Raw genomic sequence first — 12,809 nt, 5'->3', positions numbered from 1 at the left:
ATTCCTTAAATTATTTTAATTTTCAGCGATTAAAACCACAAACATATATGAACAAATTAAAGTACTGTCTAGCTTCGTTACTTTTTGTATTCGCCAGCGCATTAATGGCACAAGAAGGCGTTAACGCAGACAAGGAACCAGGCCACTACAATCAAAGTAAATTCAAACAATTATACGAAGAGTTCGCAACTCCTAACAATTATCGATCAGCATCGGGTACTCCTGGTCCCGAGTATTATCAGCAAAAAGCTGATTACAAGATGGATATTGAGCTTGACGATAAAAATGCAAAAATCTTTGGTACAGAAACCATAACCTATACCAACAACTCACCAGATGACCTTGAATACCTTTGGTTACAATTAGATCAAAACGTACGTGCTAAGACCTCAAAATCTCCTTTGCGTGACGGTGGTGGTGTACCAATGGCAGAGCCTGCCGGTACTTTCGCACAGAAATATATGACCGAGCCTTTTGACGGCGGTTTCAATATAGATTATGTGAAAGATGCTAACGGAAAACCTTTAAAATATACCATCAACCAAACTATGATGCGTATTGATATTCCAAAGCCATTGAAAAGTAAAGAACAGATATCATTTTCAATAAAATGGAACTATAACATTCCTGATCATACCGTAAACAGAGCCCGTTCTGGTTTTGAATATTTCGCTAAAGATGGCAACCGCGCCTATGTTATTGCACAATTCTTTCCAAGAATGGCAGTATATAGTGATGTAGAAGGTTGGCAGAACCATCAGTTTTGGGGTAGCGGTGAATTTGCCCTCACTTTTGGTGATTATGATGTAAATATTACCGTACCTGCGGATCACGTTTTAGATGCTACGGGAACACTTCAGAATAGAAAAGATATCTTTTCAAAAGATATGATGAAGCGTTACGAAAAAGCAAAAAAGTCATATGACAAACCTGTAGTAATCGTAACCCAAGCCGAAGCAGAAGAGGCAGAGAAAGGTTTTTCTGAAAAGAAAAAGACATGGAAGTTTAGAGCAGAGAACGTAAGAGATTATGGTTTTGCTACTTCAAGAAAATTTATTTGGGACATGCAGGCAGTTAAAGTTGGCAGCAAAGATGTTATGGCAGTTTCGCTATACCCAAAAGAAGGTAACCCATTATGGGAAGAGTATTCTACTAAAGCCGTAGCACACACATTAAAATCATACTCGTCACATACGTTTGATTATCCTTATCCAAAAGCAATATCGGTACATGCCAAACAACAAGGTATGGAGTACCCAATGATTTGTTGGAACTATGGTCGTCCTAATGAAGACGGTACCTATTCCGATCGTGTAAAATATGGTATGATCAGTGTAATTATTCACGAAGTAGGTCACAACTTTTTTCCTATGATCGTTAATTCTGACGAACGCCAGTGGGGTTGGATGGATGAAGGTTTAGATACTTTTATGCAATTCATGGCAGAACAAGAATTTGGTGAGAAATTTCCAGAAGCAATTGCGCCAAACGATAAGTATCCTTCAAGAAGAGGAGACCCATCTAAAGTTGTTCCTTACATGGCAGGAGATCAGAGCACGCTTGCACCGATCATGTCAAATCCAGAAAACGTTTATCAGTTGGGTCCTAACGCTTATGGTAAGCCAGCTACAGCCTTGAATATTCTACGTGAGACCGTAATGGGGAGAGAGCTTTTTGACCATGCTTTTAAAACATATTCTCACCGTTGGATGTTCAAACACCCAACGCCAGAAGATTTCTTTAGAACTATGGAAGATGCTTCTGCAGTAGATTTAGATTGGTATTGGAGAGGATGGTTCTATACTACGGATTTTGTAGATATAGGTGTAAAAGGAATTAAAAAATACTATGTAACGGATAAGCCAAGCAAAAAAATGCAAGAGTATATGGCTGTTCGTGGTATTACTGAAGAAGATTTACCTCCATTAGTTTATTTGGCTGAAGAAGGAAGTGAAGATTTAGATCCTAACTTAAAGGGTAAGGCACCTTCTGAGAATTCAAAATCGCTTAAAGAATTTATGATGGATAATTTAACAGCAGACGAAAGAGCAGCTGTTAAGGAGCCTAAATATTTCTACGAGGTTACTTACGATAAGCCAGGTGGTATACCAATGCCATTAATTGTAGAGTACACCTATGCGGATGGAACTACTAAAAATATTACTTACCCACCTGAAATTTGGAGAAAAAATGATAAGGAAGTAAGTGTGGTGATATCTTCACAGACAGAACTTACTGGTATTGTTGTTGATCCAAAGGCCGAAACTGCAGACATTGATACGTCTAATAACTCATGGCCTAAGAAAGAAGAGAAATCGGATTTCGAGAAGATGAAAGAAAACGCCGTTAAAGGCAAATAAATTTTTGTTAATATCACAAAAAGACCTGTTAGGTTTTCTTAACCTGACAGGTCTTTCTATGTAAACTTTATTATATTTGTGATATGTATTCATTGTACTTTTTATTCATTAGCGGAGGTGAAATATTCTTTATCATGTTCATCGTGGTAATGGTTTTTGGCGCCGATAAGATTCCCGGCATAGCCAAGGGGCTCGGCAAGGGTATGCGTCAATTAAAAGATGCCACAGAAGATATTAAACAAGAAATTCAAAAGAGTGCCGATAAGCAGGGTATAGATACCAGCTTCATCACTGACATCAAAAAGGATATAGATGATGTTAAAGATAATATTACTTCGGGAATCGGTAACGACCTTAAAAAAGGAGTAAGCGACGTTAAGAAAAGCGTTGATGATGTTACTGGAAGCATCAAAAGAAGTTAGGTTTGCTTGATCGTATTTTAGAATGGGATAAGGAAACCTTTATTTACCTCAATAATTTAGGCATTGAAGACTATGATCAATTTTGGGTTATAGTTACACATTTCTCCACTTGGATTCCCCTTTTTATTTTATTTCTCGTTTTAATTTTTTTAAAATACCCAAAGAAAGAAGCTGTCTTTGTAGTCATCACTATTTTATTGATGTTGTTTTTTGTATCAACTATAACAGACTTGACCAAAGAGGTCGTGGCACGTACAAGGCCCAATAATAACGAGAATATAAATACGTTAATTCGTATTCTTAAACCTTCTTCAACCTTTAGTTTCTTTTCCGGTCATTCATCCAGTTCTTTTTCGGTAACTACTATTGTAGTGCTATTTTTAAGAAGACGTTTTAAATGGTGCTGGCTGTTCTATATTTGGCCAATATTATTTGTGTCTAGCCGTATTTTTGTTGGCGTACATTTTCCAATAGATATTATTGTGGGATCATCAGTAGGTGTTTTCTCGGCGTGGCTTTTCTATATGCTCTACGTTCGCCTTATCGCACCCTACTTAGGGTTAAGCCGTCCCTAATAGGTAGTAATACTGTTTCTATCCGTGGGTCTTCTTTTAATTTTTTATTGAAGTCCAATAGAATTGGCGTCACCTTATCTTTTTTGTCTACAGGTTCAACTACTTTACCAGACCATAGTACATTGTCAGATAGTATAACACTACCTGGTCGGGTCTTTTGCATGACCAGTTCAAAATAATCGGGGTAATCCTTTTTTTCGGCATCAATAAAAACAAGGTCAAAGGTTGTGTCCAGTTGAGGTATGATATTTTTGGCATCGCCAATATGCTGTATAATTTGACCTTTATAGGCACTTCGTGAAAAATATCGCTCTTGAATATCTTGTAGTTCTTCGTTAATGTCTATGGTGTGCAATTGACCGTCTTTCTGCATGCCTTCTGCAAGACAAAGGGCTGAGTAGCCTGTGTAGGTGCCTATTTCTAGAATATTTTTTGGATAAATAATTTTAGATAGTACGCTCAATACCCTTCCTTGAAAATGACCTGTAAGCATACGAGGGCGCACTACTTTAAGATGTGTCTCCCTAGTAAGTTCTTGAAGCAATTTGGGTTCGTTCTCTGAGTGATTTTGAATGTAATCCTCTAAATCTGAAGATAAGAAATGCATGACCTGTAATTTGTGCAAATATATAGTATTTTAGAACTTCTTAACTGTAGAACGGACCCGTAGAAACTATGAATGAATTTATAACACGAAGTGCGGTACTAGACGATTTAAATACTTTACTTGAATTTGAACAAGGCATCATTACTTTTGAAAGACCTTTTGATCCAACCCTAAAAGAAGACCCTATCAGTTACTATGATTTGGGTGAGTTGATTACAAGTGATGAGGCAGAGGTTGTGGTAATTGAACACGAAGGACAACTCGTTGCTTCCGGCTATGCACAAATTAAGAAAGGCAAGCCATATCTTGATCATGAACTATATAGCTATCTAGGTTTTATGTATACCGATGCTAGTTTTAGAGGGCAAGGACTAAATAAAAAGGTGGTAGAAGCACTAAAGGACTGGTCCAAATCAAAAGGTATTTCTGAGATACGCCTTACCGTCTATGATGATAATGCAGGAGCTATTAGAGCTTACGAGAAAGTAGGTTTTAAAGCACACATTGTTGAGATGAGAATTGTTAACCCAAAGTAGCGCTTCAATAGTTTAAATATCCTTTCCTAAATTGTATTTTTGATAAAAACTGCCTTATGAAATTCGAGAACACCTTAGAGTTTGCCCAAAAACTAGATGGCGAAGATAAATTACGAAGCTATCGTGATGAATTTTACTTTCCAAAAGTGAACGGAAAACAGGTTATCTATTTTACAGGAAATTCTCTCGGATTACAACCTAAACGGACTAAGAAATTTGTTGATGATGTCATGACAGATTGGGAAAATCTTGCTGTGGAAGGTCATTTTCATTCAGAAAAGCCTTGGTGGGATTATCATGAGCAATTAGCAGCTCCCTTAGCAAAAGTAGTAGGAGCAAAGACGGAAGAGGTTTCTGTAATGAATACGCTTACGGTAAACCTGCATCTTTTGATGGTTACTTTCTACAGGCCTACAACCAAACGTTATAAAATACTTTGCGAGGAAAAAGCATTTCCATCGGATCAATATATGTTGCAAAGTCAGGTGAGGCATCATGGTCTTGATCCGGACGATACTTTGGTTGAGGTAAAGAAAAGAGAAGGTGAAAACTTCTGGCGTACCGAAGATGTTATTGATAAGATAAATGAGGTAGGTGATGAGCTAGCTCTAGTGCTTATTGGTGGAGTAAATTATTACAACGGTCAGGTTTTTGACATGGAAACCATTACCAAAGCCGGTAAGGCTGTTGGTGCCAATGTAGGTTGGGATTTGGCTCATGGTGCAGGTAATATTGAATTGAAATTGCACGATTGGGATGCAGATTTTGCTGCATGGTGCAGCTATAAATATATGAATAGTGGTCCCGGTAATGCTTCTGGTGTATACATACATGAACGTCATCTGAATAAAAAAGATATTCCAAGATTTGAAGGATGGTGGGGAACCAAAAAGGAAACTCGTTTCTTGATGAAACCAGAATTTGAGCCCATGGCAAATGCAGATGCTTGGCAGTTAAGTAATCCTCCTGTATTATCTGTGGCACCTTATTTAGCTTCTTTGGAGATGTTTGAAGAGGTAGGTATGGACGCTTTAATTGACAAAAGAGACCGTATTGTAGCTTATCTAGAGTTTGTTCTTCAAGAAATAGATGCGGAAATGGATGGGACTTCTTTCGAAATTATTACGCCTAAAGATAGAGGTACACAGTTGTCCGTTTTTCTTCACGGGCAAGGAAAGCCACTTTTTGACTACTTAATGAAAAATGGCGTCATTACGGACTGGCGTGAACCCAATGTGATTCGTTTGGCTCCGGCACCTTTTTATTGTTCATTTGAAGATATGTATCGTTTTGGTCAAATCTTAAAAGAAGGTATTAAAACGGTTTAATTCCTATTTCTTCCAACACTTAATTTTCTCCTGATTCTATTGGGATAGGAGAGGTGTTTCCGTTTTTTGAAATTTTTAATTAGTGCATTTCATCGATAATAATTACCATTCGTCGACCGTAGTGGTGGTTATTTCCGTACATAAAATGTGAGTTTTGGCCCCAAAACTTAAAATGAACACTAAATGAAAAAAATGAAAAACAAAACGTTTCCTACTCGTCTTATGCTTTTAATGGCGGTAAGTACATTGGCAGTAATTTCCTGTTCCGATGATACTACTGAACTTGATGCCGAAACTTCTCTAGTTCCCCAAACGGAAGTTCCGGCAAATCAAGATATTCAAGATGCAGAATTTATCACTAAATATTTTATGGGTGATGCCGTGCAAGTATCTTTAGAAGATGATGGCACCTACAGTTTGGCTGGTTCCGATGCACGATTATTTGAAGATCAACTCGCAAATTCTCCTGATGCCTATAACCCAAATCCTGTTCCGGGCGAAGAGCTTTCAGGTCTGGCTTTGGCTGGTGGAATTAGAAAATGGACAAATAATACCGTTTATTATGTAATTAATGGTTTAAGCTCTAGCGTAAAAAGTGAGTTGCAAAAGTCTTTTGATGAATGGTCTAGCAAGACCAATGTTGTTTTTAAAGAACGCACCAACCAATCTAATTATGTAACCATATCTTCTTCGGGATCTAACAGTAATTCTGGAGTTGCAACTTTAGGAATGTATAATTCTGGTGGCTATATTCAATTAGGTACTCGTGCTACAGCAGTGGTTATCATTCATGAACTTGGTCATACATTAGGGTATATTCACGAACAGAATAGGTCAGATAGAGATAATCATATTATTATTAAAACAGAGAATATCCAATCTAATGCCCAAGACCAGTTTTACAAGAGTACTTCGGCAACTTTTCTTACGGGTTCTTTTGATGTGAATTCAATTATGATGTACGGTAGCTATACGTTTAGTAAAAACGGACAGCCAACTATTACTGATCGTAGTGGGAATACATTGCCTCAAAGACAAGCCCGTTTATCCTCATTAGATATACAAGGAACGAATGCTGCTTATCCGTCTACAGATGGTGGAGGAGATAATCCTGCACCTAAAGAAGAAGATTTATGCGATACAGCATCTACTTATGCTTCCAACAAAGCATACAGCGTAGGTGATTATGTATTGTATTATGGAAGGGTATACCAAAGAGATTATACACGTTGGAATTACATAAAAAGTTGTAATTAATACCAACCAGGGGCTAAAATAGGGTAAATTTTTATCCGTTACATAAAAAGAAAGACCACCTTTAAAAGGTGGTCTTTTTTCGTTTTTGGACACTAGTATTTCAATTATCTTCGCATGAAATACCCAATATGAAATCTCTTCGTCTTATTCTAACAAATTCCCGCTATTTTGGCGCGGCTTGGGTGTTTGCCAGTATTAATATTCTTTTTGGTACATGGGCTATTTATATACCAGCGGTAAAAGAACAGCTTCAAATAGATAAGTCTCAACTGGGGCTTGCTATATTTTTTCTTTCGCTTGGGGTGTTCACGGTTTTTCCCATGGCATCATCCATCATTAATAGAATAGGGGTGGGGCGAGCAACTTGGTATGGAGTGGTATTAAGCAGCGTGGCAGCACTTTTACCTTTATTGTCTCCTAATTATTATACGCTTATGGCGGCGCTATTTCTTTTTGGGGCAGCTAATGGTTTTACAGATATTTCTATGAATACCTTGGTGACAGAACTAGAAAAAGAAGATAAGACAAGTTTTATGAGTGCTTCCCATGGATTTTTCAGTTTGGGAGGTGTGCTAGCGGGACTAGGTAGTTTTCTTATCGGTCCATTGGGTAATCCGCCATTACACATGCTAATTGCTGTTTTATTAGTTTTGGGTGTCAATTTTATTTTCCATGGAAAGTATAAAAATATAGTAGCAGCGGTTGAGGAAAAAGAGGCATTCAGTTTAAAACTTTTTAAACCGATGTTATTTTTAGGGTTGATTTCATTCGTAGCCATGGGAAGCGAAGGTGCCATCGTAGACTGGAGTGGACTTTATTTAAAAGAAATAAGTTTAGCGCCCGAAGTGCTATGGGGCGCCGGATTTTTAGGTTTTCAGGTGACTATGACCTTGGGACGTTTTCTTGGTGATGGTATCAGCGAAAAAATAGGATCGGTGAAAATGGTAACGTTCGCCACTGTCTTGGTGTTGCTGGGATATGTAATGGTCTTGAGTACGGAAACGTATATGGCTATTTCTGGTTTTGCGTTAAGTGGACTCGGATTTTCAGTAATGGTACCAGAGGTATTTCGTATTGGAGGCAAAGTAAAGGGTGTGGATTCTTCACAAAGTGTATCATTTATAGCAGGTACTGGCTATACTGGCTTTTTAGTGGCCCCTCCAATTTTGGGATTTATTGCCGATAGCTCTTCACTAAAAACTTGCTTTGTGGTACTGTTTGCTTGTGCTCTTTTGGTATTGGCAGCAACGTTTAAACTGAATCGAAACTGGAAAAAAGCTTAATGATTAGTTAGTTTTTACTTCAAGATTGGTAAAGTAAAGTTTAAAACTACCATCTTCATTTTGATGCATTTTTGCAACTTTAAGTCCGCCAACATCGGTATAATCTTCCCAAGTAGTGCTCATAGAAGGTTCTGCTTGATTCCCTTTTCTAAATACCCATTCTTTAATTAGGTAATCATCGCCAAAATAAAAATCATAAGCATCACCAGGTGTGTAGCCGCCGTCTTGTTTGTAAACCACCGTTAGTTTCTGCATGGATGTTTTGCTAATAGGGGCTTCGGCACTTGGTGTAAGTTCGTTTGTACTTCCGTCTTTATCCCAAAGAATATTGATGGGTGCTATCAGCCAATACTTATCATTAATGAACCCGCCGTTAGTTTTGTAGGCCGTACTGTCCATATCCTTTCTGTTATAGACTAAGGTGTCTTTTGCGGATATGGCAGTTACCTGATTCATTTTCGGTTTCCAAATCCACGTACGTTCAAAGTGAGAAGTATCTCGGTCTACGTTAAAAGTGAATTTTAGCTCTTCAACTTTATTCCAGTTTTCATAGCCGTTGGCATAAGCTATTTTTTCTAAAATAGTTAGCTCTTTTTCGGGTTGAGGTGCTTCTGTTTTTTTTGTCTCTTTACAGCTAATAAAAAGAATTGTAAAAAGAATACATGCGGAAAAGTACTTTGCCATAACGGAAATTTTTCTCAAAGATAAATGCTTTTACTCAAAGCAAGTACTTGGCTAAAAATCATTACGGAATAATTACTGAAAAATAAAGAATATCTCTTAGAAGTAACGGGGAGATTTCATGGCCTTTAATCCTCTATTAAATAATTCATAAATAAGAATAACCTCATGTGTTCCTCCTGAATAAGGTCTAAAGCTTGAGGTAGGCAAGTCGTAAGCATACCCAATTCTAAAAGAATCGGAAATGGCATAATCCATCAACACACCAAAACTATCGGAATCATTAAAACGGTATGAAGCTCCAATCCAGAATTTCTCATAGAAAAGGAAATTGGCTGTAACATCATAAGACGCTGGTGCACCGTTGGTATATTTTAATATGGCCGTTGGTTTGAATTTTGTAGTTTGTCCAATATCAAAAACATAACCACCAATAGCATAATAGCTGTTGCGTTCAAGGGCTACAAATTCGCCATTGTTTAAATCTGTATTTAATATTCTAGGAGCTGATGCACCTAGGTACCATTTGTCTGAACTAACATAAATACCGGCACCCATATTAGGATTCCATTTAGAGAAGCCATCAAAAAAGAAAGGGTCACCTTCGTCCGGTGTTCCTAATTTATAATTAGTAACACCACCTTTTAGTCCCAGGGCCATATTTACATCGCTGCTTAATGGAACAGTATATGAAATATCTGCGTAGATATAATTTGTTTTCTCAAAACCTAATTGGTCATTTATGTAGGATAGACCAACACCTATATTACTAAAACGTATTGGTGTATGTACAGATAGCGTACTTGTTGTTGGGTTTCCTTCTATACCAGCCCATTGGTTCCTGTGCAATGCAGTAGCATTCAATGTTTGTCTGCTGCCCGCATATGCCGGATTTATAGACATAGTGTTATAAACGTATTGTGTAAACTGTGGAAGCTGTTGTGCATTTGAAAAAAAGGCACAGCTTACCGCCAAAATTGCTAGGTAATTTCTAAGTGCTGTCATGGTTGCCTTTTTAGTTTGAACCGATATAAATATATCCGTTTACTGGTTTCATTTCATTATTACCAAAACCGATAATATAATAGTACGTTCCTGACGAAAGCATGCCTGAGTTACCCAAAGCATTACTTGGTGCTATTCCGTTCCAATCATTAGTATAATCGTTATTGTCATAGACAATATTGCCCCAACGGTTAAAAACTTTCAAGTGATAGGTATAATCACATCCTTCTAATCCGGTAATTTCAAAGATGTCATTAATACCATCTCCATTGGCTGTAATAGTTTTAGAGATAATTAGATTTTCAATATCACAAGGTAAATCTGCCTCAACAATAATAAGTTGGGTATGAACCGTTTCGTTACCGTTGTTGTCAACAGCAATCCACGTTCTGGTAATTTCGTAACCTGTTGTACAATCCCTGTCATTAGTAGCAGTTTCGGTAAAAGTTACTTCTGGGTCAGTATCACAATTATCTATTGCCGTCAATAGTACTGCATCGGGAATAGAGTCGCAATCTACAGTCATATCTTCAGGAAGTTCCTCAATAAAAGTTGGCGCTTCTTCGTCCATGATGCATTCATCAGCAATTACAGTGATTATTTGCGTGTGAGTAAAGGTATTGTTAGCGTTGTCTGTAGCTGTCCACGTTCTGGTAATTTCATATCCCGTTTCACAACTTCGGTCATTAGTAGCCGTTTCTGTGAATGTAGTAGTTGGGTTAGGGTCACAATAATCAATTGCGGTTAATGTAGCCGCGTCAGGAACACCATTACATGGTACTGTAATGTCACCTGGCAAGTTTTCTGCAAATACGGGAGCTTGTACATCTGTAATGTGAATTACGATATTAGTTGGGTCTCCGTTACCAATACCACAGTCGTCAAAAGTAAAAGAACTATTAGATACTTGTTGGGTCATATTAATTTCACCCATATATGTAGCCAAGGTCTGAGATTCAGAGTTAAATGTACAGGCTGGAATGCTAGAAAAATACGCATCATCTTTAACCCGTACCGAATATTGAATGGTATATGGAGCGCTTGTAACATCTGTTAACCCATCTGCTACATTAAATGTAAGTACTCGCGTAGTTGTGTTAAAATCATAAGTAATTTCACTAGGTAAAGGTTCTACACCTATAAAATCCATCTCTTCTGGAACAGTAGTGGTAAAAGACAAATCTCTAATATTATCATTTCCTGTGTTTGCAACATCCAAATAGATTTGAACGGTTTCTCCCGTACGTGGGTTTTCATCAGATGGGGTTGCATACAAGTCTAAAGAATGTAAAGAAGGTTCGTATACTTCTACGGCCATTCCTAAAAGGTAAAGACCATAGACCTCTTGATCCGATGTCATTCTTACCGTAGCAGAGGTTTGATTATTGGTTATAAGAGAGTTGTTTTTGTTATCTAAATCAAACAAACTAGCATCATAGCCTAGCGTATTTGAACTGGCTGGTGTTCTGTCCAAGAAATCACTGCCATGGGTGGTAATAGAACTATTGAAAAAATTATTGGACTGTCTTACAGGGGTCGATAAAGGCTCCCATGTGTTTGACGTATTCAGTATTAACAACTGATCACGAGAAATACCTCTATCTCCTTCAAGAGAACCCATTACCATGTTTGCTTTTACATCACCATTAGGTACGGTCTGAAAACCATCAAAAGTGATATCAAAATTATTTTCGGTACTGGTGATATGTGCATAACCGTCAAAAAGAGTAATGTGTTTCTGTGGCATAAGAGGACTTTGCCAAACCACAACAATTTGCCATCCGCCAGAAGTACCTGTTCTTCCTCCACCGTGAGAAAGTAATTGTCCTTCTGTTGCCTTAACGTTCGCTACTTGGTATGTTCCAAAAGGATCACTTAAGTCTTGTACCCAACTAGTAATATCTTTAACACAGATATAAGGGTCATTTACAAAATGGTCATCTCTACCACGGTAGATTACTTCGTCTGCCGTTATTGTTGGTTCATAGGTGCTAGATCCCGGTAGCATTAATTTTATATCATTATAATTCCAAGAAGGTTCAACGCCTCCAGTACCAGCAATGATTGTTCCAGAACCATTTACTTCATATTCCTTATCGGCTGCTGCCCAATAAAGAAAAACACGTTCTATTGTCATACATGAACTTCCCGGAGATGGATTGACCAAGTTGGCGCTACTAGAATTAAAAGTAGTAAGGTCACTATCAATATCTACAAAAACATTGTCTGAGAAGTCATGATTACTGCCGTTACCGTTATATGCATTTGTTGCATGTCTGGAAAGTACATTGTTGGCAATCATAGTGAAATCACCAGTTATAGTTTCTGAATACCGAGGGGTAAACCCCTTCTGAAGCTGCGCATTAGCTGAATTAAAAGCTAATAGGAGCATAAATAGTCCAGCAGTTCGTAATATTTTTTTGGAAAGTAAAATTTTCTTCATAATTATAGGTTTGTCTAACAATCCTCATTGGTTGACATATAATCAGAAGCTACAATACGGTCTTTACCTGTATAGTTTTGTAATGGTGTAATTAAGGTCAAGTTCAATTTGTAGCAACTAGGTTATTTGGGGTAAAAAAGTGTTGTAATTTTATAGCATATTATTTGTTCGATATATGTAAAGTTCACTTAAAGTGCCGTTAATACGCACACTATCCGATGAACGGTTCTTATTTTCGCCAGTGGCATTTATCTATAGACGAGTTGCGCGATTATATCGATAAGCATATTTTGATCGTTATGGATAGACCGT

General features: G+C 37.6%; 11 protein-coding genes. 7 read left to right on the top strand and 4 right to left on the bottom strand.

Annotated elements, in window-relative coordinates; all coding sequences use genetic code 11:
- The first annotated feature begins 47 nt into the window (after positions 1–47).
- From HW347_RS11455 to HW347_RS11445, 3 genes are all read left to right on the top strand, one after another.
- A complete protein-coding gene (locus HW347_RS11455; protein ID WP_214611974.1) occupies positions 48–2,360 on the top strand; it encodes a M1 family metallopeptidase in 2,313 nt (770 codons plus the stop codon).
- Positions 2,361–2,443: 83 nt separating this feature from the next.
- Complete coding sequence (locus HW347_RS11450) at positions 2,444–2,782, top strand: Sec-independent protein translocase subunit TatA/TatB (protein ID WP_155597579.1); 339 nt, start codon at positions 2,444–2,446, stop codon at positions 2,780–2,782.
- 2 nt (positions 2,783–2,784) lie between these two features.
- A complete protein-coding gene (locus HW347_RS11445; RefSeq protein WP_214611973.1) occupies positions 2,785–3,357 on the top strand; it encodes a phosphatase PAP2 family protein in 573 nt (190 codons plus the stop codon).
- Here the strand turns inward: HW347_RS11445 and HW347_RS11440 are convergent.
- Positions 3,323–3,964: an O-methyltransferase gene (locus HW347_RS11440; RefSeq protein WP_214612154.1), complete on the bottom strand. Its 642-nt coding sequence runs from the start codon at positions 3,962–3,964 to the stop codon at positions 3,323–3,325. The two genes, HW347_RS11445 and HW347_RS11440, sit on opposite strands and share 35 nt — an antisense overlap.
- Before the next feature lie 68 nt (positions 3,965–4,032).
- On the opposite strand from HW347_RS11440, the gene HW347_RS11435 reads away from it, so the two are divergent.
- The 4 genes from HW347_RS11435 to HW347_RS11420 all read left to right on the top strand — a co-directional run bounded on the left by HW347_RS11435 (position 4,033) and on the right by HW347_RS11420 (position 8,368).
- A complete protein-coding gene (locus tag HW347_RS11435; protein ID WP_214611972.1) occupies positions 4,033–4,500 on the top strand; it encodes a GNAT family N-acetyltransferase in 468 nt (155 codons plus the stop codon).
- 56 nt (positions 4,501–4,556) lie between these two features.
- Positions 4,557–5,828: a kynureninase gene (kynU, locus tag HW347_RS11430; protein WP_214611971.1), complete on the top strand. Its 1,272-nt coding sequence runs from the start codon at positions 4,557–4,559 to the stop codon at positions 5,826–5,828.
- Between the two features lie 192 nt (positions 5,829–6,020).
- A complete protein-coding gene (locus tag HW347_RS11425; RefSeq protein WP_214611970.1) occupies positions 6,021–7,085 on the top strand; it encodes a M12 family metallopeptidase in 1,065 nt (354 codons plus the stop codon).
- 128 nt (positions 7,086–7,213) lie between these two features.
- Positions 7,214–8,368 carry an MFS transporter gene (locus HW347_RS11420; RefSeq protein WP_214611969.1) on the top strand — a complete coding sequence of 385 codons (1,155 nt, stop codon included), beginning with the start codon at positions 7,214–7,216 and terminating at the stop codon, positions 8,366–8,368.
- Positions 8,369–8,371: 3 nt separating this feature from the next.
- Here HW347_RS11420 and HW347_RS11415 read toward each other — a convergent pair whose 3' ends face one another.
- The 3 genes from HW347_RS11415 to HW347_RS11405 all read right to left on the bottom strand — a co-directional run bounded on the left by HW347_RS11415 (position 8,372) and on the right by HW347_RS11405 (position 12,497).
- On the bottom strand, positions 8,372–9,052 hold the full coding sequence (locus tag HW347_RS11415) for a hypothetical protein (protein ID WP_214611968.1): 681 nt from the start codon (positions 9,050–9,052) through the stop codon (positions 8,372–8,374).
- A 96-nt stretch (positions 9,053–9,148) separates the two neighbouring features.
- The gene (locus tag HW347_RS11410) at positions 9,149–10,054 is read right to left on the bottom strand and encodes a PorP/SprF family type IX secretion system membrane protein (RefSeq protein WP_214611967.1); all 906 of its coding nucleotides are present in this window, start codon (positions 10,052–10,054) and stop codon (positions 9,149–9,151) included.
- 10 nt (positions 10,055–10,064) lie between these two features.
- Complete coding sequence (locus HW347_RS11405; RefSeq protein ID WP_214611966.1) at positions 10,065–12,497, bottom strand: gliding motility-associated C-terminal domain-containing protein; 2,433 nt, start codon at positions 12,495–12,497, stop codon at positions 10,065–10,067.
- Positions 12,498–12,809 lie beyond the last annotated feature (312 nt).

The sequence above is a fragment of the Zobellia barbeyronii genome (assembly GCF_018603515.1).
Classification (GTDB): domain Bacteria; phylum Bacteroidota; class Bacteroidia; order Flavobacteriales; family Flavobacteriaceae; genus Zobellia; species Zobellia barbeyronii.
Note: the sequence above shows the minus strand (reverse complement) of the source record. Positions and strands in the feature narration are given on the sequence as shown.

Excerpts from the sequence above, each read along its gene's own strand:
- HW347_RS11420 (WP_214611969.1), top strand. The coding sequence starts at position 7,214 with ATGAAATCTCTTCGTCTTATTCTAACAAATTCCCGCTATTTTGGCGCG.
- HW347_RS11425 (WP_214611970.1), top strand. The coding sequence starts at position 6,021 with ATGAAAAACAAAACGTTTCCTACTCGTCTTATGCTTTTAATGGCGGTA.
- HW347_RS11405 (WP_214611966.1), bottom strand. The coding sequence starts at position 12,497 with ATGAAGAAAATTTTACTTTCCAAAAAAATATTACGAACTGCTGGACTA.
- HW347_RS11415 (WP_214611968.1), bottom strand. The coding sequence starts at position 9,052 with ATGGCAAAGTACTTTTCCGCATGTATTCTTTTTACAATTCTTTTTATT.
- HW347_RS11435 (WP_214611972.1), top strand. The coding sequence starts at position 4,033 with ATGAATGAATTTATAACACGAAGTGCGGTACTAGACGATTTAAATACT.
- HW347_RS11450 (WP_155597579.1), top strand. The coding sequence starts at position 2,444 with ATGTATTCATTGTACTTTTTATTCATTAGCGGAGGTGAAATATTCTTT.
- HW347_RS11440 (WP_214612154.1), bottom strand. The coding sequence starts at position 3,964 with ATGCATTTCTTATCTTCAGATTTAGAGGATTACATTCAAAATCACTCA.
- HW347_RS11410 (WP_214611967.1), bottom strand. The coding sequence starts at position 10,054 with ATGACAGCACTTAGAAATTACCTAGCAATTTTGGCGGTAAGCTGTGCC.
- HW347_RS11455 (WP_214611974.1), top strand. The coding sequence starts at position 48 with ATGAACAAATTAAAGTACTGTCTAGCTTCGTTACTTTTTGTATTCGCC.
- kynU (WP_214611971.1), top strand. The coding sequence starts at position 4,557 with ATGAAATTCGAGAACACCTTAGAGTTTGCCCAAAAACTAGATGGCGAA.